Genomic DNA, 22,625 nt, shown 5'->3' on the forward strand with positions numbered 1-22,625 from the left:
ATGGGGAAGGATGGACCTGATGTCTCACACCTTGGTGGCGTTTCACGCTCACCCCGACGACGAAGCGCTGCTGACAGCGGGCACCCTGGCCAAGGCCGCCGCTGCCGGACATCGCGTTGTCCTCGTGGTGGCCACCGACGGTGCACTGGGCCTCACGTCCGATGCCTTCCAGGACCAGCTCGGCGCCCGCCGACTGCAGGAGCTGCAGCGCAGCGCGTCGGCGATGGGTGTCGCACGCGTCATACATCTCGGGTATGCCGACTCGGGCATGGTCGGCGACGTGCCTGCTGACCCGCCGGGCGGGCGCCGGTTCGTTCGCGCCACGGGTGCCGCCGTACTGCTCGCCGGCATCCTGCGCGAGGAACACGCCGACGTGCTGATGTCGTATGACGCAGCGGGCGGCTACGGCCACCGCGACCACGTCAAGGTGCACGAGGTCGGCGCCGAGGCTGCGCGGCTGGCAGGGACGCCGCGAGTGGTCGAGGCGACAGTCCCGCGCGAGCTGCTCACCCGGGCGGTTCGGCTGGTGTCGCGCCTGCACCGGCTGCCCAGCGACTTCGATCTGGAGGTCTACGAACGCGCGTTCACGCCGCGTGCCGGGATCACCCACCGGATCGACGTACGCGGCCAGATCGGTGCCAAACGCGCCGCGATGCGTGCCCATGCGTCGCAGGCCGCGGCCGATGACGGTGCCGATCGAACGCTACGTGGGTTCCTGCAGATCCCCCGTCCAATTTATGATGTCGTTTTCGGACGGGAATGGTTTCGCGACCCAGCGCACACCGGACCGGTCGGTGACGACATCTTTGCGGGGTTGGCATGAAGAGCTCGAAGCGCGCGGCCACGCCCGCGAGCGCGGCCGAGCACGTCGTGCAGCTCGACGACATCGTCGCGAGCAACAAGCTCACGCCCGACGAGGACGACGGCACCCCACCCGTCATGCCGAACCTCAGCCCGCGGCTGATCATCAACGCCGTCCTGGGCATCGCACTCGCGGCGGTCCTCATCGGGGCGCTCCCCTGGTTCACCAAGACGACCTGGGGTGAGATCGGGCATCACCTGCACCTGGTCGGGCCGCAGGCGGCACTCGAGTGCATGGGCATCATGCTGACCGGCCTCGCCGTCTACACGTTCACCTTGTCCGCCGCGTTGCCCGGCCTGTCCCACCTGCGGGCCTCGATCATCAACGTGTCCGGGTCGGCGGTCAGCAACATCCTGCCGGGTGGCGGCGCGGTCGGCATGGCGTCGACCTACATGATGTTGCGGTCGTGGGGCTTCGCCCGGCGCAACATCTCGACGGGCCTGATCGTCAGCGGCATCTGGAACGTCCTGTTCCGGGTCGGCCTGCCGCTGATCGGCATCGCCGCCGTCTCCCAGTCGACCGACACCCTGCCGTCCATCGTGCGCCGTGGCGCGTGGTGGGGCGGCATCATCGGCCTGCTGCTGCTCGTCGGCTTCGTCGTGGCCCTGATCCGACCGACCTGGACCGCCTGGCTCGGCGACCAGCTCGACGAGCGGGTCGGCCCGCTGATCGGCCGGATGCGCCGCGGCGAGAACAAGGGCAAGCCCTACAACCTCAAGCACCTGCTGCTGGACCAGCGTGCCCGGATCAGCACGGTGACCAAGCACGGCTGGTTCCCGATGTCGTTCGGTGTCATCGGCCAGCTGGCGTTGTGGTTCCTGCTCTTCTGGCGCGTGATGGCGGCGGTCCATGTCGATCTGCCGGTCGCGGACCTCTTCGCGGCATACGCGATCGGGCGCCTGATGACGGCCATCCCGTTCACGCCGGGCGGGCTCGGCTTCACCGAGGCCAGCACGGTCGTCATCCTGGTCTTCTGGGGCGCGAACCCGGCGGCCGCCAGTGCGGGCGTCGTGGTGTTCGCGATCTTCACGCACATCGCCGAGATCCCGATCGGCGCGCTCGGCTGGCTCGCCTGGTGGGCGATGCCGAAGGTCGGCCTGGCCGCCAAAGCCTCCGGTTAGCGAAGTTCTCAGGCGCCGTTCTCAGGCGACGGTACGGTCCACGGCGATCGAGACCCAGCCGACGACCACGGCGAACATCGCACCGAGCAGACCGAGCGTCACGAACGCCAGCGGCAGGTCGTGTATGCCGAAGCTCGGCCGCACGCCGATCACGACGACACCCAGGCCGGCGAGCACCACACCCAGCAGTGACGCGGCGGCGAGCAGCCCGGAGTGCCGCCCGCGCGGCACGCGGCGCTGCAGCCCGCCGGAGACGGCCAGCGCGACGGCCGCCCACCCCAGACAGACCATGCCTGCCGCGAGCACGTCACCCGGCCGGTGCCAGTGCGCGGCGACGGTGCCCGCTCCCACGAACGTGGCGAGTGTCGAGGCACCCGCGGTCACCAGCGGACGCCACCGGTGCGATGCCACGATGACTGCCGCCAACGCCAGTGACAGGCCGACCGTGGTGTGTCCGCTCGGGAGCGTGTTGGGCGGCGAAACCGAGTGCAACACTTGGTATTTCAGCACCTGCGTCGTCACGTTGGCGCCGGCGATCAGCACTCCGGCGGACACGGCGACCGCCCAACGCCGCTGCAGGACAGCGACGACGACACAGGCCGCCAGACAGATCGCGACACTGACGTCGGTGACCAGCCCCAGCACGTCCAGGATCCGCGTCCAGGCGCCGGGTGTGGTGCCGAGCGAATCCATCATCCGCTCGTCGAAGCGGAAGCCCCGGCCCGAGTGGATCGCGTACCGGACGACGACCGCCAGACCGACGACGGCTGTCACAGCCATGACGATCGCATGCAGCCAGGCCGGCAGCCGACTGGGCGCGGGCGGCCTGGCCTCGGGTTGCCACCCGTAGTCGTACTCCTGCCGCACAGGGGTCGGAGTCGCGGTGGTCATGGCAGGATCCTGCGCGCTCGCGGTGTGCGACGCCCGAGCACGGCTTGTGCGCGCGCTGTGCGTCGCGTCGCCGTCACCCGTGACTCGGTGGTCGCTCATGCGGGAATCGTCACTCCCACTCGATGGTGCCCGGCGGCTTGCTCGTCACGTCGAGGACGACGCGGTTGACGTCCTCGACCTCGTTGGTGATCCGGTTCGAGATGCGGGCCAGCACGTCATACGGCAGGCGAGTCCAGTCGGCGGTCATCGCGTCCTCGGACGACACCGGGCGCAACACGATCGGGTGGCCGTAGGTGCGACCGTCGCCCTGCACGCCGACCGAGCGGACGTCGGCCAGCAGCACGACCGGGCACTGCCAGATCTCGCCGTCCAGACCCGCCGCGGTGAGCTCTTCGCGCGCGATGAGGTCGGCCGCGCGCAGGATCTCCAGCCGCTCCCGGGTGACCTCGCCGACGATCCGGATGCCCAGACCCGGACCGGGGAACGGCTGGCGCTGCACGATGCCGTCGGGTACGCCGAGCTCGGTGCCGACCTGACGCACTTCGTCCTTGAAGAGCAGCCGCAGCGGCTCGACGAGGGTGAACTGCAGGTCGTCCGGCAGGCCGCCGACATTGTGGTGCGACTTGATGTTCGCCGCGCCGGTGCCGCCGCCGGACTCGACGACGTCCGGGTAGAGCGTGCCCTGCACCAGGAACTTGACCGGGTGCTCCTCGTCTCCCCGGTCGGTCACGATGTCGCGTGCGGCCTTCTCGAAGACGCGGATGAACTCGCGACCGATGATCTTGCGCTTCTGCTCCGGGTCGCTGACACCCTCCAGGGCGCCCAGGAACTGCTCGGACGCGTCGACGACGACCAGATCGACGCCCGTGGCGTCGACGAAGTCCTGTTTGACCTGCTCGGCCTCACCGGCGCGCAGCAGTCCGTGATCGACGAAGACACAGGTCAGCTGGTCGCCGATGGCGCGCTGCACGAGCGCACCCGCCACCGACGAGTCGACGCCACCGGACAGCGCGCAGATCGCTCGCGCGTCACCGACCTGGTCGCGGACACTGTCCACCAGCTCCTCGACCATCGCCTTCGGCGTCCAGTCCGCCTTCAGCCCGGCGCCGCGCAGCAGGAAGTTCTCCAGGACGCGCTGGCCGAACGTCGAGTGCAGCACCTCGGGGTGCCACTGCACGCCGTAGAGCTTGCGCTCGTCGTCCTCGATGGCGGCGACCGCGGCACCCGGCGTGGTCGCCGTGACGCGCAAACCCTCCGGAGCCTGCGAGGCGGAGTCGCCGTGGCTCATCCAGACCGACTGCTCCTCGGGCTGGCCGTTGAAGAGTGTGGACGTGGTGTCCTCGATCTGCGCCTGGGTGGCGCCATACTCCCGCAGTCCGGTGTGTTCGACGGTCCCGCCGAGCGCGGCGACCATCGACTGGAAGCCGTAGCAGATGCCGAACACCGGCACCCCGGCCTCGAGCAGTGCGCTGTCCAGGGACGGCGCCCCGTCGGCATACACCGACGACGGTCCGCCGGACAGCACGATGGCGGCCGGGTTCTTGGCCAGGATCTCCTCGGCCGACATCGTGTGCGGCACGACTTCGCTGTAGAGCTGCGCCTCGCGCACTCTGCGTGCGATCAGTTGCGCATATTGGGCGCCGAAGTCGACGACGAGAACGGGCTTTTCGGTGAGCGGCGCAGTCACGCGGCCGATTCTATCGGCCGTTCTTACGACCGGTTGTCCGCCTGCTCGACCAGTGCACTCACACCCGCATTGACCTTGCGCTCCAGCCAGAACGACAGGACCGGCACGAACGCCGTGCAGATGTAACCGACCATCCGCACGGCGGTCCAGCGCAGCTTGGTGCCCAGGTTGTAGACCGATCCCATGAAGACGATGAACAGCAGTCCGTGGATCGGGGACCACCAGGCGAGCGCCTCGTTGTCGAACCCGTAGTGCAGGATCAACTCGACGCACAGGATCAGCAGTGCGACACCGGCGATCACCGCCATCACGCGGAAGAACTTCAGCGCGGTCTCGACCTTGGCGAGGTCGTCGGTCGGGCGCAGCTCGCCCGCCGCGGTGGTGAGGACCTGCGTCTCAGACATGACTTCCTTCGGTCTCGTCAGTGGGTATGGCGGGGGTGTCCCCCGCCCGATTGTCCGGCGTGGCTTCGCCGGCACGTAGCTCGGGGTGCGCCTCCCGGCGCAGCTCCCGGAAGTAGAGGAAGCCGGCGAAGACCGCGAAACTCCACCATTGGAGCGCGTATCCGGCGTTGACCAGGCTGAGTCCCCCGTTGCCGGGCTGTGGCGGCGGGAACGGTTGCACGCCGGCCGTGTGCATGGCCGGTTGCTCCGCGGTCAGGAAGACGAAGCCGTTGTAGATGTTGCCGCCCCACCGGGTCAGCAGCGCGGCCAGGTCGACGGTCGTCAACTGGCCTGCCGGTGTGCCACTGGCCGAAGGGGCCTCGCCCGGAGCGAGGGCTCCGGTGACGGTCACCGGCTGTATGCCGGGCCGGGTGGCACGCGCCGGCTTCGCGACGAAACCGCGCACGACCGGGATGCGCGCACCGGTGCCGTCGACGACGACGGGTGTCACGACCCAGTAGCCGTGCGTCCCGTGCAGCAGCCGGCCACTGACCAGCACCTGTCCCTTCGGGTCGTAGTGCCCCTTGAAGCGGACCGGTTGCAGCGAACCGTCGGCGGGGAACTGTTGCTGCGGCCGCAGCGCCGAGTTGAGCGCCACCACGGGGCGGTTGCTGTCGTCCCGCATGGACTTGGAGCCGCGGTCCTGCGCCACGCCCCACTGCCAGAACCCGGCGAGCACGCAACCGATCGCGAAGACGACCGCGAGTGCCAGCAGTCCCAGCATGCGGGGCCGGACGACTGCTCGAAACACCCTCGCAGGATACGTCCCGGACCTTGGCGTTCCCTCAGCCGGCAGCCACCCGCGGCATACCGAGGTCGACGCCGGGTACGCGAGCGGCCGGGGCGGGGATGCGCTGGTATGACGCACCCTGCTCCGGACGCGAGTCGTGCTCCCCCTTCGCCGGCCACATCGCGATGGCCCGCTCGGCCTGCGCGGTGATGGTCAATGACGGGTTGACGCCGAGGTTCGCGCTGATCGCGGATCCGTCGACCACGTGCAAGCCCGGGTAGTTCCAGACCCGGTGATAGGGGTCGATGACGCCGTGCTGTTCATTGTCGGAGATCGCGACACCGCCCAGGAAGTGCGCGGTCATCGGCATACCGAAGAACTCAGGCCAACAGACACCGGCGATGGCGTCGACGTCGCCGATCTTCTTCAGCTGCTCGGTGATCGCCTGAATCGCCTTGTGCCCGGCGGGAATCCAGCGCGGGTTGGGCTCGCCATACCCTGGTGATGTCGTGAGACCGATCCGTCCGAAACGACGACGCGCCTTGACCGTGATCGAGTTGTCGATGCTCTGCATGACCAGCGCAATGATGGTGCGCTCGCTCCACTTCGGTCCCAGCACCCGTGCTGCTCGCAGCGGCCCCTTCGCGAGCTGACCGACCAGCTCCGCGGTGCGACCCACGACGTTCTTGTCGCCATTGACCAGGAACGTCGACATCAGCCCCATCAGGTTGGAGCCCTTGCCGTAGCGGACGTTCTCGATGTGGGTGCGCTCGTCGATGTGGAACGACGTGGTGATGGCGACGCCGTGCGTCAGGTCGATGCTGTCCGGGACCTTCACCGCCGCTGCGCCGCCCAGCTCCTCGGAGTTGGTCCGGGTCAGCTCACCGAGCGTGTCCGACAGCTGCGGCAGCCGCCCGGTCAGCTTCATCCGGTGCAGCAGGTTCTGGGTGCCCCAGGTCCCGGCCGCCAGGACCACCTGCCCGGCGGTGACGGTGCGACGGTCCTTGGCCACCCAGGCGCCGGTGCGCTCGGTGGTGACCCGGAAGCCACCGGTCACCGGCTCGACGTCGACCACCGTCCGGAGCGGCTCGATCGTGACGCCCCGGCGCTCGGCGAGCGCCAGGTAGTTCTTCATCAGGGTGTTCTTGGCGCCGACCCGGCAGCCGACCATGCAGTTTCCGCACTCGGTGCACCCGGTGCGCTCCGGCCCCTCACCGCCGAAATACGGGTCGGGCACCTGCTTGCCGGACTCGCCGAAGAAGACACCGACCGGGGTCTTGCGGAAGGTCGAACCGACACCGAGGGAGTTGGCCGTGTCCTTCATCAGCTGCTCGATGGGTCCCTCGCACGGGTTCTCGTCGACGACGCCGAGCATTCGGCGTGCCACGTCGTAGTGCGGGGTCAGCTCGGCGTTCCAGTCGGTGATGTCGCCCCACTGCTGGTCGGCGAAGAACTCCGGGGGCGGCTTGTAGAGGGTGTTGGCGTAGTTCAGCGAGCCGCCGCCCACGCCGGCACCGGCGAGGATCATCACGCCCGGCAATTGGTGGTAGCGCTGCACGCCGAAGCACTTCAGCCGCGGCGCCCAGAGGTACTTGCGCAGGTTCCAGGACGTCTTGGCGAACTCGTGGTCCTCGAAGCGGCGGCCGGACTCGTAGACGTGGACGTCATAGCCCTTCTCGGCAAGACGGAGAGCGGAGACGGAGCCACCGAAGCCGGAGCCGATGATCACCACATCGTGATCGAATGCCTTCTGCTGCAGGTGGTTTCGGATGTCGGTCATGACAGGCGGAACGCCTTCATCACGCGCATGCCGGTCGACATCGAGCGGGCCCATGCCTTCTCCGGAACGCCCGGCGGGATCTTGAAGGGTGTCCCACGTTGGACGCTGATGTTCTGCGACTCGGTGTATTTGAGGATCCCCTCGGCGCCGTGCCGGCGACCCAGACCGGACTCGCCCATGCCGCCCATCGGTGAGCCGTTGCTGCCCCAGGCGGCGATGTAGCCCTCGTTGACGTTGACCGTGCCGCAGCGGATCTGCGCGGCGACCCGCCGGCCGCGACGGGTGTCCTTGGTCCAGACCGAGCCGTTGAGGCCGTAGTTGGTGTCATTCGCGAGCGCGACGGCCTCCTCGTCACCACTGACGCGGTAGACGGCGACCACCGGTCCGAAGGTCTCCCCCATCCGGCAGTCCATGCCGGAGGTGACGCCCTCGAGCACGGTCGGCTCGTAGAAGTACGGCCCGAGCTCGGGTCGGGCATTGCCGCCGGCGAGCACGGTCGCACCCTTGGCGCGCGCGTCCTCGACGTGCTGCGTGACCCGATCCAGCTGGGCCTGCGAGATGAGCGAACCCATGTCGACGCCCCACCCGAGGTCGGCGCCGAGCGTCATCTTGCGCACCTTGGCCAGGAAGTACTTCAGGAAGTCGTCGGCGATCCGCTCGTGCAGGATGAGCCGCTCGATCGAGATGCACAACTGCCCCGCGGACGAGAAACACGACCGCACCGCGCTCTCGGCGGCATTGCGCAGGTTGGCGTCGTCGGCGACATACAGGGCGTTCTTGCCGCCCAGCTCCAACGACGCGCCGACCAGCCGGGAGGCGGCCCGCTCGGCGACCTTGCGTCCCGTGGCGGTCGAGCCGGTGTACATCACGTAGTCGGCGCGGTCGAGGACCGCTTCGCCGATCGTCTGGCCCGGGCCGAGCACGACCTGCAGGACGCCCTTCGGCAGACCCGCCTGGTCGAGCAGTTCGACGGCGCGCAGGGCGGTCAGTGATGCCTTCTCGTCCGGGCGCAGCACCACGGCGTTGCCGGCGATGAGGGCGGGCAAGGCGTCGGTGATGGACATGGACAGCGGGTAGTTCCACGGTCCGACGATGCCGATCACACCACGCGGCTGGTGCAACTCGGTCGACTGCGTCAGCAGAGGTATGGCGCCCAGGTGCTGCTGCGGCTTCAGGTAGTCCGGTGCCTTACGGGCGTAGTGCCGGCAGATCCCGGCGACGTCGAGGACCTCCTCGAACGCGTGCTTGCGGGCCTTGCCGGACTCGAGCTGGATCAGGTCGAGCAACTCGTCCTGGTGGCGCAGGATCAGGTCGTGGTAGCGCAGCAGCACCCGCGCCCGGTCGGCCACGGAGCGTGCGGCCCACCCGGTCTGCGCGGCCCGCGCGGCGTCATACGCCTGCTCGACGTCGGCGACGGTCGACACCGGCAGCGTGGCGATGACCCCGCCGGTGAACGGCGTGAAGCACTCGAAGCGCTCCGCGGCACCACCGGCGCGCACCCGCCCGGCGAGTCGTGCGGGCAGGGTCGGGTCGACCGTGTGGGGTGCCGGACTGGGCCGATGCTCGGCCACGGAGTCGTCAGCTGTGGTCTGCGTCGTGAGCAACTGATCCGTCATTACCCAAGGGTAACGTGGCCCCGGTCACAGCGGGAAGGCGATGCGCGGCTTTCTTACTATTCGGTAACTAGGAGCGCTGGTACGGCGCGACGAGCGTCTCGACGCGCTGGAATTCCTTCAGCTCCGAGTAGCCCGTGGTGGCCATCGCCCGACGCAGCGCGCCGATCAGATTGGTGGTGCCGTCGGCGCTCTGGGCGGGGCCGGTGAGGATCTGCTCGAGCGTGCCGGCGGTGCCGACCTCGACGCGCTCACCGCGCGGCAGCGCCTCGTGGTGTGCCTCGCTCCCCCAGTGGAAGCCGCGACCGGGAGCGTCGGTGGAACGCGCGAGTGAGGCGCCCAGCATGACGGCGTCCGCACCGCAGGCGAAGGCCTTCACGATGTCGCCGGACAGGCCCATGCCGCCGTCGGCGATCACGTGCACGTAGCGACCACCGGTCTCGTCCATGTAGTCCCGACGGGCAGCGGCCACGTCGGCGACCGCGGTCGCCATCGGCACGTGAATGCCGAGCGCACGGCGGGTCGTGTGTGCCGCTCCCCCGCCGAAGCCGACCAGCACGCCGGCCGCGCCGGTGCGCATCAGGTGCAGCGCTGCGGTGTAGGTCGCGACACCGCCGACGATGACCGGCACGTCGAGCTCGTAGATGAATCGCTTGAGGTTCAGCGGCTCGGCGCGGCCGCTGACGTGCTCAGCCGACACGGTCGTGCCACGTATGACGAAGAGGTCGACGCCCGCGTCGACGACGGTCTTCCAGTGCTCCTGGGTCCGCTGCGGCGACAGCGCGCCCGCAGTCGTCACACCGGCCTCGCGAATCTCGTTGAGCCGCAAGGTGATCAGGTCCGGTCGGATCGGCGCGCGGTAGATCTCCTGCATGCGGGAGATGGCGTCCGACGGGTCGAGCTCGGCGATCTCGCGCAGCAGCGGTTCCGGGCTCTCGTACCGGGTCCACAGTCCCTCGAGATCGAGCACCGGCAGCCCGCCGAGCTTGCCCAGCTCGATCGCCGACGCCGGGCTCATCACCGAGTCCATCGGCGCGGCGACGACCGGCAGCTCGAAGTGGTAGGCATCGATCTGCCAACCGACGGACACGTCCTGCGGGTCGCGAGTCCGGCGCGACGGCACGATCGCGATGTCGTCGAAGGAGTATGCACGGCGGCCACGCTTGCCTCGGCCGATCTCGATCTCAGTCACCAGAGCAGGCTACCGATCCGGCGAGCACCGTGGCTCGCCGGGCGGACGTCGCAGGCTGCAGCCGATGCGAGACGACGATGCCCAGCCCGGCAGCCAGCGCCGCGAGTGCCAGACCGCTGACGAAGGCGACGGTGTGCGAGTGCGGAGTCAGTCCGCCGAAGACGATTGCGGACACGGCCAACAGCACGGACGTCGCGAGCATTTCGGCCGTCTGCAACGACGACGCGTTGCGGCCCTGCTCCTCGGGTGCCGACATGCCCATGAGTAGGACGGTGAGCGGCGAGTAGGCCAGCCCGATGCCCCCGCCACCGATGAGCCACGCGCCATACAGGATCCAGGACGGGGTGGCCGGCCAGGCGGCGGACAGCGCAATGCCGATCCCGATCGCCAGCAGCACCAGGCCGGTCCGCGCCAACCGCCGCTGGTCCTCGTATGACGAACGTCGTCCGGCGATCCAGGCACCGGAACTCCAGGACAGCGCTCCCACGGTCAGGACCAGGCCGGCTTCGGTCGCGCCCATGCCGTGCTGCCGGGTGAGCATGAGCGGCAGGTAGATGTCGGTCCCGAGGAAGGCGGCACCCAGCAGAGCGCGCGTCGCGATGACGGACGGCATCCCGCGGCGGCCGCGGATCGTACCGGCCGGGACGAGGCGCGGCACGGACAACACCAGCAGCACCACGCCGACAACCGCGAGCGCGATCGCCGGCAGCACCGGCCGGTCGGCCGCGATCGACAGGACGACTGATCCCAGTGCGGCGCCGGCGGCTGCGACGAACCGGCGCCGGACACGCGACGCCGGTTCCTGCTCGCGCACGACCGCCGGCAGCCGGCGCATCGCCGGCAGCAAGAGGGCCAGCGCGGGTATGGCGAGCGTGGCCCCACCCCAGAAGACCCAGCGCCAGGTGAGATGCGTGGCGAGATAGCCCGCGAGTGGCGGACCGAAGAGTGACGGCGCGACCCACGCGGCCGAGATGCTCATGAAGATCTTCGGTCGCAGGGCTTCCGGGAAGGCCATCGCGATCAACACGTACAGCGCGACGCTGTCGAGGCCGCCGCCGATGCTCTGCACGGACCGACCGACGATCAGCATCGTCATCGATGATGCCGATCCGGCGATCAGGAGTCCGGACACGAAGAGGCTGACTCCGGCGAGGACGACGACCCGCGGGCCGGCCGAGTCGGCCCACGGACCAGCGACGACCATTGCCAGCACGGCCGTCGCCAGTGGCACCGCGAACACCACCGGATAGATCGCCAGGCCGTGCAATTCCCTTGCTGCCGTGGGCATCGCCGTCGCCACCGCGATCTGCTCGAAGGCGACCAGCACCTCCAGCAGGACGACACCGATCAGCGTCATCCGACGTAACGGCGTCCACGGGCTGTTCTTCACCCGGGAAACGCTAGAACCTCAAGTGGACTTGAGTACAACCCTTTCCGCGGTCAGACCCAGCCGAGTGCTTCGAAGGTACGCCGGGCGAACGGCCCGACCTCCGGCCCTTCCAACTCCGAGCGCGCGAACCAGCGCGCCTCGCTGACCTCGTCGTCGTCGACCGTGATCTGCTCGGTCGACGGGATCCGGGCCGTATAGATGACGCTGACGTAGTAGCACTCGTCACCGTTCGGGTATGTCGCCCGGAACTGCGGACCGCCGATGGCGTCGAGCAGTCCGGTGATCTCGACCTCGACGCCGATCTCCTCGCGCGCCTCCCGGCGGGCGGCGTCGGCGGGTGCTTCGTCCTCGTCGATCGCGCCGCCGACGGTGCCGAACGTGCCGAAGTCGTTCTGTCGCACGAGCAATACCCGGCCGTCCTCGTCGATCGGCAACACTGCGACCGACGGCAGGACGAGCAACTCATGACCGACCTTGGCGCGCAGTCGCGCGATGTGCGGAGCAACCCCCATGCGACCGACCCTAACTCCGAGGGAGCCTCTACCAGGCCTGATCCTGCGGCGACCTACCTGCGATCCGTGCCGGCGAGGGGGCGGCACGGGTCGCAGGCATCACGTCGTCGGCGAGCGTTCACGCGGGTGTCACTCGCGACACCCGGCCGGTGCGAGAACTTCGAGGCATGACCAGACACCGTCTCACCGTCACCGTCACTGCTCTCGTCCTCGCCGCGTCCGTCGCGCCCGCGGCATACGCCACCGGATCGTCCGGCACCACAACGCCGAATCTCCCTCTCGGCGCAGCGAATCTGCCCGAGGTCCGCTCCACAACGACCCTCGCCCGGGGCATCACCTGGACGCACATCGTGCGTGGCACCACCCCGGCCGACCCGGCGGACTTCAACACGACCGACCAGGGGCCGTGGGTCGTCAACCGGATCACCATCAACCCGCGCGTCGCGCGCGGTCGGCTCCAGGCGACCTACGGGAGGGACCTGGCGACCGCCGACCCGGTCTCGCGGCTGGTGGCGTCCTCCCGCGGCCTCATCGGGACGAACGCGTCGTTCTTCACCTTCACTGCCAGCAAGGACTACCCCGGCGACCCGGTCGGCCTCGGTGTGTATGGCGGCAAGCTGCTCTCCGAACCCACGACCGATCCGGCCGAGCAGGACGTCGTCTTCAACTCACGGACCGGGGCGATGACGTTCGGTCACACCCAGTGGTCGGGCAAGGCCGTCAACAAGCGCACCGGCGCAGCCCTCACCCTGGACGGCATCGACCACCCACCGGCCGTTCCGGCCGGTTGCACCACAGGGACGAGCTGCACCCAACCGGGCGAATCCGATTGGATCACACCGGAATTCGGACAATCGACACCGGCCGGAGCCGGCGCGGAGGTCGTCCTCGACCGCCGCGGGTGCGTCGTCCGGAGCGCCAGCACTCGCGGCACCAGCCTGGCGAAGGGTCAGGTCGCGATCCAGGCGACCGGTTCGGACGCGACGGCACTCGAACTACTCGCCGGTCGGCGGGCCTGCTTCACGTTGCGTCAGTCGTTGACCGACGAGCAGGGCAGACCGGTGGCGCTCACCCCGTCGACGTATGGCGTCAACGGCCGCTACCGACTCGTCGCGGGCGGCACGATCGTCGCCCCGCCGGGCACCGGCAGCATGTTCGACCGCAACCCGCGAACCATCATGGGACGGACCGCGGACGGCCGCATCTCGCTGATCACCATCGACGGCCGGATGACGTCCAGCGTCGGCACCACCATCGACGAGACCGCCGCGGTCGCGAAGTCACTCGGCCTGGTCGACGCCGTGAACCTCGACGGCGGCGGGTCCACCACCCTGGCCTCCCCGACCGGCGCCCTCAACACGCCCAGCGGCGCAGGCGGCGCGGAACGTCTGGTCGGCGACGCCGTGGTCTGGGTGCCCTGAGCCGAACGGGCCTGGCAGGTTCGGACGGAGGCGCTCAGCGCGAGTAGTTGGGCGCCTCCACGATGCCCTGGACGTCGTGCGGGTGCGACTCCTTGAGGCCCGCGGTCGTGATGCGGACGAACCGGCCACGTTCCTGCAGTTGCGGGACGGTGTTGGCACCGACGTAGAACATCGACTGGTGCAAGCCGCCGATGAGCTGGTGCAGGACGTTGCCGAGCGGGCCGCGGTAGGGCACCCGCCCCTCGATGCCCTCGGGCACGAGCTCGTCGTCGCTGGCCACGTCGGCCTGGAAGTAGCGGTCCTTGGAGAAGGACTTCTTGCCACGCGAGGCCATCGCGCCGAGCGATCCCATCCCGCGGTAGGTCTTGAACTGCTTGCCCGCGACGAGCATCAGGTCACCGGGCGACTCCTCACAACCGGCGAGCAGGGAGCCGAGCATGACCGTATCCGCGCCGGCGACAAGGGCTTTGGCGATGTCGCCGGAATACTGCAGGCCACCGTCACCGACCACCGGCACCCCGGCCGGCCGGCACGCGAGGGATGCGTCGTGGATCGCGGTCACCTGCGGGACGCCGACACCCGCGACGACACGAGTGGTGCAGATCGACCCCGGCCCGACGCCGACCTTGACGCCGTCGACACCCGCCTCGACCAGTGCCGCCGCGCCCTCGCGGGTCGCGACGTTGCCGCCGAGGATCTGCACGTGCCGGGTCGCGGGGTCCGACTTCAGTTTGCGGATCATGTCCAGCATCAGCCGTGCGTGACCGTTCGCGACGTCCGGGACGAGTACGTCGACACCGGCCTCGACCAGCGTCGTCGCGCGCTCCCAGGCATCCCCGAAGTAGCCGACCGCTGCGGCGACCAGCAGGCGACCGTCGGCGTCGTACGACGCATCGGGGAACTGTTCGGACTTCACGAAGTCCTTGACGGTGATCAGACCCGCGAGGCGGCCGTCGTCGTCGACCAGGGGCAGCCGCTCCCGCTTGTGCTGGCGCAGCAACGCGGTCGCATCGTCGCGGCTGATGCCGACCGGCCCGGTGACCAGCGGGGCCGAGGTCATGACCTCGGACACCTTGGTCGTCGCCCACTCGGCGACCGGTGTGAAGCGCAGGTCGCGGTTGGTGATGATGCCGATCAGGTGGTTGTCGACATCGACGACCGGCAGGCCCGACACCCGGTAACGGCCGCAGGTCTCGTCCAGCTCCTCGAGCGTCGCGTCGGGACGGATCGTGACCGGGTTGGAGATGATGCCGGTCTGGGTCCGCTTGACGAGGTCGACCTGCTCGGCCTGGTCCTGGATCGACAGGTTGCGGTGCAGCACGCCGATGCCGCCCTGGCGTGCCATGGCGATCGCCATACGGGACTCGGTGACGGTGTCCATCGCCGCGGAGACCAGCGGCACACGCAGGCTGATCTCGCGGGTCAGCCGACTGGTGGTGTCGACCTCACTGGGGATGACATCGGTCTCGCCGGGCAACAGCAGCACGTCGTCATACGTGAGACCGAGCTGGCCGAACTTTGCCGGGACGTCATACGAAGGATCGAAGGAACGGGCGGTCGCGGGCGACTCCTCGAAAGCCATTTCCAAAGTGTAGAAGGCGACTGCGCGACCGCAAAAAGAAGGTCAGCGACCCGTCAGCGTCCTGTTGAGGAGCTGCTGCTCGAGGACTCCGTGCTCGACGCACTGGACGGCGAGGTCGAGGTCGTCGTCAGTGTCGGCGGTGTCGACCGGGAGGCCGACGGTGACGCGGTGGGGGTGCCGGAGGTCGACGTCGGCTTCGGGGTGCGGGTCGGCCTCGGCGAGTGCGTCGGATGTGTCGGACGTGTCGAAGCGGTCGGGCTGCCGGACGACGACGGCGAACCCGACGACGTCGAACTCGGCTGACCCGACGACGACGTCGATGTCGACGATGCCGACGAACTGGAACTCGAGGTCGAGGTCGAACTCCGCGTCGACGACGAGGGAGACGAACTCCCGGTGCTCACCCAGGACGGCAGCCCGCTGTGACCCGGCCGCCGCGAACCGCCGGCGGGCACGAGCGCACCCGGCAGCACGCGCTGCGGGATGGTGCTTCCGGGCAGCGCCGCACGGCTGGACACCGTCGCGGCAGTCGTGGCGGTGGCATAGCTCCCGGACGTGCTCCCGGTCGTCGTGCTGGCCGGCACCGGGGCTGCGGCGTCGGTGCTCGTCGGACCGCCGGCACCCGAGCCGAAGTCGGCACTGCGATGCACGAATCCGATCTGTGCCGCCACTCGTGAGATGCCGTGTACTCCCCCGACGGCCGCTGCGACTCCGGAGATCGACAGGGCCGCGACGGTGACAGCGGTCATCACGCCGACCCGTGCGGGAGTGCGGTGCGATCGGCGGGCGTAGCGGCCCGCGGCAGCCGGCCGATCGGGTGCGTCGATCTCGCGGACCCAGTGACCGAGCACGTCGGCCACCGCATCACGGCGGGTCGGCGTATGACGCGCGCCGAGCGCGTCGAGCAGCTCGTCGTCGCGACGTATGTCGTCGATGCTCGGCGTCACAGGTGGTCCCGACCTTCGTCGAGGAACCCGCGGAGCCGCGCGAGGGCGCGGTGCTGAGCGACTCGAACGGCGCCGGCAGACGTCCCCAGCGCATCGGCGGTCTCCTCCGCGGAGAGCCCGACCGCGACACGCAGCGTCAGGATCTCGCGGTGTTGCGGTGACAGCCGGTCGAGCAATGCCCACACCCGGGTCGACTCCTCGTCGGCGACGGCGCAGTCCTCCGGACCCAGCGCCTCATCGACGGTCTCGGGCAACTCGTCGGTCGGCGTCGGCCGGCGGATCACGCCACGCTGGACATCGGCGACCTTGTTGGCAGCGATGCGGTAGACGAAGGCCTCGAACGGCGCTCCACGGTCGGTGTAGCGCGGCAGGGCGGTCAGAACGGCCACGCACACCTCCTGCGCCGCATCGGCCGCGGCATCGGCAGCAGCCGAGAAACGTCCCAGCTTGCCGCGCGCATAACGCACGGCCAACTGGTGGACGGCCGCCATGAGTTCGTTGGTCGCAGCCGCATCTCCCTCTTGCGCGGCCGCTGCCAGGGCGCGCAACGGGGTGTGCGCGTCCGACGGTGTCATCGGTGCAGGGCGCGAAAACGTTACGGGGGCAGGCTCGAATGACCCGGCCAGGTCCTCCTGGCCGGCACTGGATCGTGGAGTCCCCGAGCTCACGTCGTCCCAACGTTCGGTTGCCGAAATGCGTTTCCCGCGCATGGCGTCTCTTCAGGGTAGGACGTCGGCACCCCTCTCGCCTACTCGGCGACAGATCTGTGGACAACTGCGAACGCATCGCAGAAACGCGAACGGTGCTTGGACGAGGCGCGAGCCTCGTCCAAGCACCGTTCGCGGTGCGCCCGTTGCCGGGCCGGAGGTCAGTGACCGTGGCCGTGGCCGGCCTCGGGCTCCTCGTCCTCCTTCTTGTCCACGACGAGCGTGTCGGTGGTCAGGACCATCGACGCGATCGACGCGGCGTTGCGCAGCGCGGAGCGGGTGACCTTCACCGGGTCGATGACGCCCTGCTTGATCAGGTCGCCGTACTCGCCCGTTGCGGCGTTCAGGCCGCTACCGGTCGCCTCCTCCTGCACGCGGGACACCGCGACGTAGCCCTCGAGGCCGGCGTTCTCGGCGATCCAGCGCAGCGGCTCGACGGCGGCCTTGGCGATGATCGCCGCACCCGTCGCCTCGTCGCCGGTCAGGTCGAGCTTGTCGACCGCGCTCGCGGCGTGCACCAGTGCGGAGCCACCACCGGCGACGATGCCCTCTTCGATGGCCGCGCGGGTCGCGGAGATCGCGTCCTCGATGCGGTGCTTCTTCTCCTTGAGCTCCACCTCGGTGTGTGCACCGACCTGGATGACGCAGACGCCGCCGGCCAGCTTGGCCAGCCGCTCCTGCAGCTTCTCGCGGTCCCAGTCGGAGTCGGTGCGCTCGATCTCGGCCTTGAGCTCCTTGACGCGGCCGCCCACGGCCTCGGCGTCGCCCTGACCGTCGACGATCGTCGCGGTGTCCTTGGTGACGACGACACGACGGGCCTGACCCAGCATGTCCAGGTCGACCTGGTCCAGCTTGAGACCGACCTCTTCGGCGATGACCTGGCCGCCGGTCAGGATCGCGATGTCCTGCAGCATCGCCTTGCGGCGGTCGCCGAAGCCCGGTGCCTTGACGGCGACGACGTTGAACGTGCCGCGGATCTTGTTGACGACCAGCGTGGAGAGCGCCTCACCGTCGATGTCCTCGGCGATGATCAGCAGCGGCTTGCCGGACTGCACGACCTTCTCCAGCAGCGGCAGGACGTCGGCGATCGCCGAGATCTTGCCCTGGTTGATGAGCACGTAGGCGTCCTCGAGGACGGCCTCCATGCGCTCGGTGTCGGTCACGAAGTACGGGGAGATGTAGCCCTTGTCGAACTGCATGCCCTCGGTGAACTCCAGGGCGGTCTCGGCGGTCGAGGACTCCTCGACCGTGATGACGCCGTCCTTGCCGACCTTGTCGAACGCCTCGGCGATCAGGCCGCCGATCGTCTGGTCCTGCGCGGACAGCGCGGCGACCTGGGAGATCTCGTCCTTGCCCTCGACCTCGCGGGCGTCCGCGAGCAACTGCTCGCTGATCGCGTCGACGGCCTGGTCGATGCCGCGCTTGAGCGCGGCCGGACCGGCACCCGCGGCGACGTTGCGCAAGCCCTCGTGGACCATGGCCTGGGCCAGCACGGTCGCGGTGGTGGTGCCGTCACCGGCGATGTCGTTGGTCTTGGTGGCGACCTCCTTGGCGAGCTGCGCACCGAGGTTCTCGTAGGAGTCCTCCAGCTCGACCTCGCGAGCGATGGTCACACCGTCGTTCGTGATGGTCGGTGCGCCCCACTTCTTGTCGATGACGACGTTGCGACCCTTGGGTCCGAGCGTCACCTTCACGGCGTTGGCGAGGGCGTCGACGCCCCGCTCAAGCGCCTTGCGTGCGGAGTCGTTGAACTCCAGTTCCTTTGCCATTGTTGGCCTTTCGTATCAAGTACCGGTTTACCGAGTGCCGCGGAATTGGACCGGCGGCGTGGTGACGACCACTGACGACAGCGGCGCCCGCGAACTCGTGAGCGGGCGCCGCTGTCGGCAGTGCGAGGAACTGCGCCCGAAGACTCAGTTCGTGACGACTGCGAGCACGTCGCGAGCCGAGAGGATGAGCAGCTCCTCGCCGGAGTACTTCACCTCGGTGCCGCCGTACTTGGAGTAGATGACGCGGTCGCCGACTGCGACGTCGAGCGGGACGCGCTGGCCGTTGTCGTCGATGCGGCCGGGGCCGATCGCCAGGACCTCGCCCTCCTGGGGCTTCTCCTTGGCGGTGTCCGGGATGACCAGGCCGGAGGCGGTGGTCTGCTCGGCCTCGACGGACTTGACGACGATGCGGTCTTCGAGCGGCTTGATGTTCACCGACACGGTGTGACCTTCCTGTTCTGGGGCCCGATCTGGCGGGCCGTGGATGCGTGCCCTGGGATCACTCTGGCTCGACTCCTCGCAGGTCGGCCCCGGCCGGGTGCTCGCAAGCTCGCACACCGTCTGGTGCCGCCCTGGTCGTCGTCTCGCATGCAACCGTTGGTCACGTCGTGGGCGCCGTCGCGGGGGTCGACCACGAAATGCGGTTGGCACTGTCCCAGGAAGAGTGCCAGCACCGAATCTAGGCGTTCGTTAGCACTCATGCAACTCGAGTGCCAAACCCGTTGGCTGCGGCTGTCAACGAGCCGACGGATCGCTGCCCTGAAGGACCACCGTCGTACCGACATCGACCTGGTGTGTCTTGGGCCCTCGCGGCTGATCGGTCTGCGTCTCGTCGAGCGCTGTGGGCAATTGATAGCGAAGGCGCACTGTTGCCGTCAGGTCCGTCGGCACCAGCCAGGCTCGTGACGCGACGCGAACCGAGTCACCCACGGTCACGTCCTCCCCCGCCTTGCGCGGACTCGACTTCACGCCGTCGAGAGAGACACCGACCGAGGGTTTCCCCGACGGCAGGTAGCGGGCGCCCCTGTCCTTCGCGTCATACACCGAGACTCGTCGATCCGAGCGGGTCACGGACGCGTCATGGACGACGAGCCACTCCTTGCCGGCGGGCGCTGCACCCAGCCCGGGGACATATCCGCCGCGGTAGACGGGCACCGTGCACTTCACCCAGGAGAACACCTTGTCCGACGTGTCGTCGCACGACCGGAAGCCATCGGTCTGCACCTTCGGCGGCATGGCATCGGCGGGCTGCGACTGCTCCACGCGACCGTCGAAGCGGGCCTCGACACGGGCATCGGTCCCGTCGCCCTTCACCACGACCAGCACCGAGCCACCGTCGTCGGCCATCGTCACCGCCTGTGCGATCGGATAGCGGCGACCATCGCTCACCAGAGTCAGCGTGCTGCCGGGATCCCGCCGTTGCGCTGCGGTTGCGGTCGGCCAGACGGGCGGCACACCGGTCGTCGTACCCGCCGACCAGGACACCTCGACGAGCGCGGCCCCGGCCGGCGCCTGCACCCGGTGCCTGAGTTCGTCGACCTCAGCCCCGATGCCGATCGTCAGCCGCAGCGCGCCGAACGGAAGCTGGACAGACGCATTGTTCTCGCCCAGCTGATCGGAGTAGACGGTGACATCCGCGAACCGATCGCCGACGTGGACGGAGTCGCGTCGTTGCGCCACCTGCCAACCGACAAGCAAGGCGATCACCGCGAGGACGACGGCAGCAACGAGGAGTCCGCGGCGATGGCGACGAGACGCGCTCCGGGTGGCCCCGGTCATCGGCGATTCCCTGAGGTCGGGTCGACCGCGGCCGGATACGAGTCGTTGTCGCGTAGCTGCATGGTGGAGGACGCGGGCGCCGTTGCGTCACCGCTCGTGCGGTGGACCTTCGTGCGGACGACCGTCTCGATGCTGAAGGCGTTTCCGGTCGGCACCGAGAACACGCAATCACGCGAACCCGTCTGGAAGTCGTACGACGTGCGGACTCCCATCTTGCCGAGGAACTTCACCGGCGCCCGGCCGTCCAGCGTCACCGCCACCACCGGCGTGCCGGTCGGCGAATATCGCGCGTAGGCGTCGGCAGTGCTCCACGACACGGCGTCGGTCGTATCCATCGTGTAGCCCGCACCGCGCACGAGAACCCACTCACGGCCGACCGGCGCCCAGCCGAGCCCCTCGACATACGGGAGCCGAAGCGCCCTGCCGGCCGACGCGCTGCCGGACCAGCGGAAGGGAGACTTCGGATCGGTGGGCTGCGACTGCTGAATGGACACCGGCTGCGTCCCACCGAGATAGACCGCCGTCCGATACAGCCCCGCGAAGTCACCGGGCTCCCGCCGGCCGTCGATCACTTGCACCGCCTGGGTCCGACCGGCGAACTCGACCTCGACCACGACGTCCGACAGCTTGCCCGGCAGTGCGACGATCTTCTGCTCCTTCTCATCGTCCGTGTCGGCAGCCGATGCCGGATCCGGTGACAAGGACGGGTCCACCACCACGGCCGTGTCGCCTGATCGCACACGGAGGCGACTGGGTCGTGTCCCGGCGTCGCTCCCGTCGGCTGCGGTCGACGTGGACGTCCACGACAGGTGAGCCAGCAGCCCACCGCCGGGGGCGCGGACGGTCTGCAGCTTGTCGTTGTGCGTCCGGATGCCCTTCCGGCCCAGCTCGATCGACACCCGCACCTGCGCATTGGGAACGGTGAAGTCGATGCCCGCAGAACGGTAGCCGTCGGACATCGAGTACTCGCCGGTGCGGCTCGCACCGGCGGCGAGCCGGTCCTTCGTCTGCTGATGATGTACGACGACACCGGTCGCCACGACGGCGACGGCGAGCAGTCCGGCCCAGAGCCGCACGCTGCGGCGACGCCACCAGGTGTTGTTGTCGGGGTTCACACCAGCATCGACGTGATGTGGCGTCCGAGCGTTCCAGGCCCGCAGTCCCCGATTCCGGGGGGGTCAGCCGAGCGGGAGCTTGGCAGCAGGCGGTGCGTGCTGCGGGTCGACGCCGTCGAAAAGGCTGCTGACCGACTCGCCGGCGTGGATGCGCGCGATCGCCTCCGCGAACAGAGCGGCGACCGAACGCACCTGCAACTGCGGCCAGTTCACAGGTGTCGGCACCGTGTCGGTCGTGACCACTTCCCGGATCAGCGGATGCCCGGAGAGCCGCTCGACCGCCGGCCCGACGAAGAGCCCGTGCGTGCACGCGATGTCAGCGGATGTACAGCCTCGCTCCGCGAGTCGATCCAGCAACTCCACCACCGAGCCGCCCGTGGCGATCTCGTCGTCGAGCACGATCGCGCGCTTGCCGTCGACGTCACCGACGATCGTGTCGATGATGACCTTGTCGTCGGAGATGCGCTTCTTGGATCCCGCGGCGACGGGCAGGCCGAGCAGCCGCGCGAACTGTTGCGCCGTCTTGGCGTTGCCGAAGTCCGGCGACACGATCACCGAGTCGGCCAGGTCCTCGTCGCGTGACCGGAAGTAGTCGGCCAGTTCACCGATCGCCGTGAGGTGGTCGACGGGTGTGGAGAAGAACCCGTGCACCTGGGGCGCGTGCAGCGCCATGGTGATCACCCGGTGCACTCCGGCGGCCGCCAACAGGTCCGCCACGAGCCGCCCACCGAGCGAGATCCGCGAGGCGTCCTTCTTGTCCGACCGCGCGTAGGCGAAGTACGGGATGACCGCGGTGATGCGCTCGGCGGACGCACCGCGAGCCGCATCGATCATCAGCAGCAGCTCCATCAGATGGTCCTGCGTCGGCGGCACCAGCGGCTGCACCAGGTAGACGTCGCGCTGGCGACAATTGGCCAGTAGTTGCGCCTGCAGACAGTCGTTGCTGAAGCGCGTCATGTCGACATACGAGCGAGGCACGCCCAGGTGCGTGCAGATGCTGTCGGCGAGGGCAGGGTGGGCTGATCCGGAGAAAACGACGATCTCGCGCACGGGCGGTGATCCCTTCCAGGGGGCGGAAATCGGG

General features: G+C 69.0%; 20 protein-coding genes. 3 read left to right on the forward strand and 17 right to left on the reverse strand.

The window, feature by feature from the left end; translation table 11 throughout:
- The first annotated feature begins 19 nt into the window (after positions 1–19).
- Both ACZ50J_RS17170 and ACZ50J_RS17175 read left to right on the forward strand, forming a co-directional pair.
- Positions 20–823, forward strand: a complete 804-nt coding sequence (locus tag ACZ50J_RS17170) for a PIG-L deacetylase family protein (RefSeq protein WP_464298371.1) — start codon at positions 20–22, stop codon at positions 821–823.
- Positions 820–1,983 (forward strand): lysylphosphatidylglycerol synthase transmembrane domain-containing protein, encoded by a 1,164-nt coding sequence (locus ACZ50J_RS17175; protein WP_464298372.1) that lies wholly within the window; start codon positions 820–822, stop codon positions 1,981–1,983. Before ACZ50J_RS17170 ends, ACZ50J_RS17175 begins: the two co-directional genes overlap by 4 nt.
- Before the next feature lie 21 nt (positions 1,984–2,004).
- Here ACZ50J_RS17175 and ACZ50J_RS17180 read toward each other — a convergent pair whose 3' ends face one another.
- The 9 genes from ACZ50J_RS17180 to ACZ50J_RS17220 form a co-directional block, all read right to left on the reverse strand.
- Positions 2,005–2,874, reverse strand: a complete 870-nt coding sequence (locus ACZ50J_RS17180) for a phosphatase PAP2 family protein (RefSeq protein WP_464298373.1) — start codon at positions 2,872–2,874, stop codon at positions 2,005–2,007.
- A 109-nt stretch (positions 2,875–2,983) separates the two neighbouring features.
- Positions 2,984–4,561 (reverse strand): glutamine-hydrolyzing GMP synthase, encoded by a 1,578-nt coding sequence (gene guaA, locus ACZ50J_RS17185; RefSeq protein WP_464298374.1) that lies wholly within the window; start codon positions 4,559–4,561, stop codon positions 2,984–2,986.
- Between the two features lie 23 nt (positions 4,562–4,584).
- Positions 4,585–4,965 (reverse strand): DUF3817 domain-containing protein, encoded by a 381-nt coding sequence (locus tag ACZ50J_RS17190; RefSeq protein WP_464298375.1) that lies wholly within the window; start codon positions 4,963–4,965, stop codon positions 4,585–4,587.
- Complete coding sequence (locus ACZ50J_RS17195; protein ID WP_464298376.1) at positions 4,958–5,755, reverse strand: SURF1 family protein; 798 nt, start codon at positions 5,753–5,755, stop codon at positions 4,958–4,960. Before ACZ50J_RS17195 ends, ACZ50J_RS17190 begins: the two co-directional genes overlap by 8 nt.
- A 34-nt stretch (positions 5,756–5,789) precedes the next feature.
- Entirely contained in the window at positions 5,790–7,514 is a 1,725-nt protein-coding gene (locus ACZ50J_RS17200) for a GMC oxidoreductase (RefSeq protein WP_464298377.1), read from the reverse strand.
- A complete protein-coding gene (locus ACZ50J_RS17205; protein WP_464298378.1) occupies positions 7,511–9,130 on the reverse strand; it encodes a succinic semialdehyde dehydrogenase in 1,620 nt (539 codons plus the stop codon). The genes ACZ50J_RS17200 and ACZ50J_RS17205 overlap by 4 nt, the downstream gene beginning before the upstream one ends.
- A gap of 67 nt (positions 9,131–9,197) precedes the next feature.
- Entirely contained in the window at positions 9,198–10,319 is a 1,122-nt protein-coding gene (locus ACZ50J_RS17210) for a GuaB3 family IMP dehydrogenase-related protein (RefSeq protein WP_464298379.1), read from the reverse strand.
- Entirely contained in the window at positions 10,312–11,709 is a 1,398-nt protein-coding gene (locus tag ACZ50J_RS17215) for an MFS transporter (protein WP_464298380.1), read from the reverse strand. Before ACZ50J_RS17215 ends, ACZ50J_RS17210 begins: the two co-directional genes overlap by 8 nt.
- 50 nt (positions 11,710–11,759) lie before the next feature.
- A complete protein-coding gene (locus tag ACZ50J_RS17220) occupies positions 11,760–12,221 on the reverse strand; it encodes an NUDIX domain-containing protein (RefSeq protein ID WP_464298381.1) in 462 nt (153 codons plus the stop codon).
- A 167-nt stretch (positions 12,222–12,388) separates the two neighbouring features.
- Here ACZ50J_RS17220 and ACZ50J_RS17225 point away from each other — a divergent pair, with 167 nt between their 5' ends.
- On the forward strand, positions 12,389–13,642 hold the full coding sequence (locus tag ACZ50J_RS17225; protein ID WP_464298382.1) for a phosphodiester glycosidase family protein: 1,254 nt from the start codon (positions 12,389–12,391) through the stop codon (positions 13,640–13,642).
- Between the two features lie 34 nt (positions 13,643–13,676).
- On the opposite strand, the gene guaB is transcribed toward ACZ50J_RS17225, so the two are convergent.
- The 8 genes from guaB to ACZ50J_RS17265 form a co-directional block, all read right to left on the reverse strand.
- Entirely contained in the window at positions 13,677–15,224 is a 1,548-nt protein-coding gene (gene guaB / locus ACZ50J_RS17230) for an IMP dehydrogenase (protein ID WP_464298383.1), read from the reverse strand.
- Between the two features lie 53 nt (positions 15,225–15,277).
- Complete coding sequence (locus ACZ50J_RS17235) at positions 15,278–16,171, reverse strand: hypothetical protein (protein WP_464298384.1); 894 nt, start codon at positions 16,169–16,171, stop codon at positions 15,278–15,280.
- Positions 16,168–16,746 (reverse strand): RNA polymerase sigma factor ShbA, encoded by a 579-nt coding sequence (gene shbA / locus ACZ50J_RS17240; protein WP_464298385.1) that lies wholly within the window; start codon positions 16,744–16,746, stop codon positions 16,168–16,170. Before shbA ends, ACZ50J_RS17235 begins: the two co-directional genes overlap by 4 nt.
- A gap of 293 nt (positions 16,747–17,039) precedes the next feature.
- Positions 17,040–18,647, reverse strand: a complete 1,608-nt coding sequence (groL, locus tag ACZ50J_RS17245; RefSeq protein WP_464298386.1) for a chaperonin GroEL — start codon at positions 18,645–18,647, stop codon at positions 17,040–17,042.
- Positions 18,648–18,791: 144 nt separating this feature from the next.
- Positions 18,792–19,088, reverse strand: coding sequence for a co-chaperone GroES (gene groES, locus ACZ50J_RS17250; protein ID WP_464298387.1), 297 nt, complete (start codon positions 19,086–19,088; stop codon positions 18,792–18,794).
- 294 nt (positions 19,089–19,382) lie between these two features.
- Positions 19,383–20,426, reverse strand: a complete 1,044-nt coding sequence (locus tag ACZ50J_RS17255; protein ID WP_464298388.1) for a hypothetical protein — start codon at positions 20,424–20,426, stop codon at positions 19,383–19,385.
- On the reverse strand, positions 20,423–21,541 hold the full coding sequence (locus tag ACZ50J_RS17260) for a hypothetical protein (protein ID WP_464298389.1): 1,119 nt from the start codon (positions 21,539–21,541) through the stop codon (positions 20,423–20,425). Before ACZ50J_RS17260 ends, ACZ50J_RS17255 begins: the two co-directional genes overlap by 4 nt.
- Positions 21,542–21,604: 63 nt before the next feature.
- On the reverse strand, positions 21,605–22,591 hold the full coding sequence (locus ACZ50J_RS17265; protein WP_464298390.1) for a ribose-phosphate diphosphokinase: 987 nt from the start codon (positions 22,589–22,591) through the stop codon (positions 21,605–21,607).
- Positions 22,592–22,625 lie beyond the last annotated feature (34 nt).

The organism is Flexivirga sp. G2 (genome assembly GCF_055397625.1).

Coding starts and splice junctions, on each gene's coding strand:
- ACZ50J_RS17205 (WP_464298378.1), bottom strand. CDS start 9,130: ATGACGGATCAGTTGCTCACGACGCAGACCACAGCTGACGACTCCGTG.
- ACZ50J_RS17200 (WP_464298377.1), bottom strand. CDS start 7,514: ATGACCGACATCCGAAACCACCTGCAGCAGAAGGCATTCGATCACGAT.
- ACZ50J_RS17175 (WP_464298372.1), top strand. CDS start 820: ATGAAGAGCTCGAAGCGCGCGGCCACGCCCGCGAGCGCGGCCGAGCAC.
- shbA (WP_464298385.1), bottom strand. CDS start 16,746: ATGACACCGTCGGACGCGCACACCCCGTTGCGCGCCCTGGCAGCGGCC.
- ACZ50J_RS17190 (WP_464298375.1), bottom strand. CDS start 4,965: ATGTCTGAGACGCAGGTCCTCACCACCGCGGCGGGCGAGCTGCGCCCG.
- ACZ50J_RS17255 (WP_464298388.1), bottom strand. CDS start 20,426: ATGACCGGGGCCACCCGGAGCGCGTCTCGTCGCCATCGCCGCGGACTC.
- ACZ50J_RS17220 (WP_464298381.1), bottom strand. CDS start 12,221: ATGGGGGTTGCTCCGCACATCGCGCGACTGCGCGCCAAGGTCGGTCAT.
- ACZ50J_RS17225 (WP_464298382.1), top strand. CDS start 12,389: ATGACCAGACACCGTCTCACCGTCACCGTCACTGCTCTCGTCCTCGCC.
- groL (WP_464298386.1), bottom strand. CDS start 18,647: ATGGCAAAGGAACTGGAGTTCAACGACTCCGCACGCAAGGCGCTTGAG.
- ACZ50J_RS17180 (WP_464298373.1), bottom strand. CDS start 2,874: ATGACCACCGCGACTCCGACCCCTGTGCGGCAGGAGTACGACTACGGG.
- ACZ50J_RS17170 (WP_464298371.1), top strand. CDS start 20: ATGTCTCACACCTTGGTGGCGTTTCACGCTCACCCCGACGACGAAGCG.
- guaB (WP_464298383.1), bottom strand. CDS start 15,224: ATGGCTTTCGAGGAGTCGCCCGCGACCGCCCGTTCCTTCGATCCTTCG.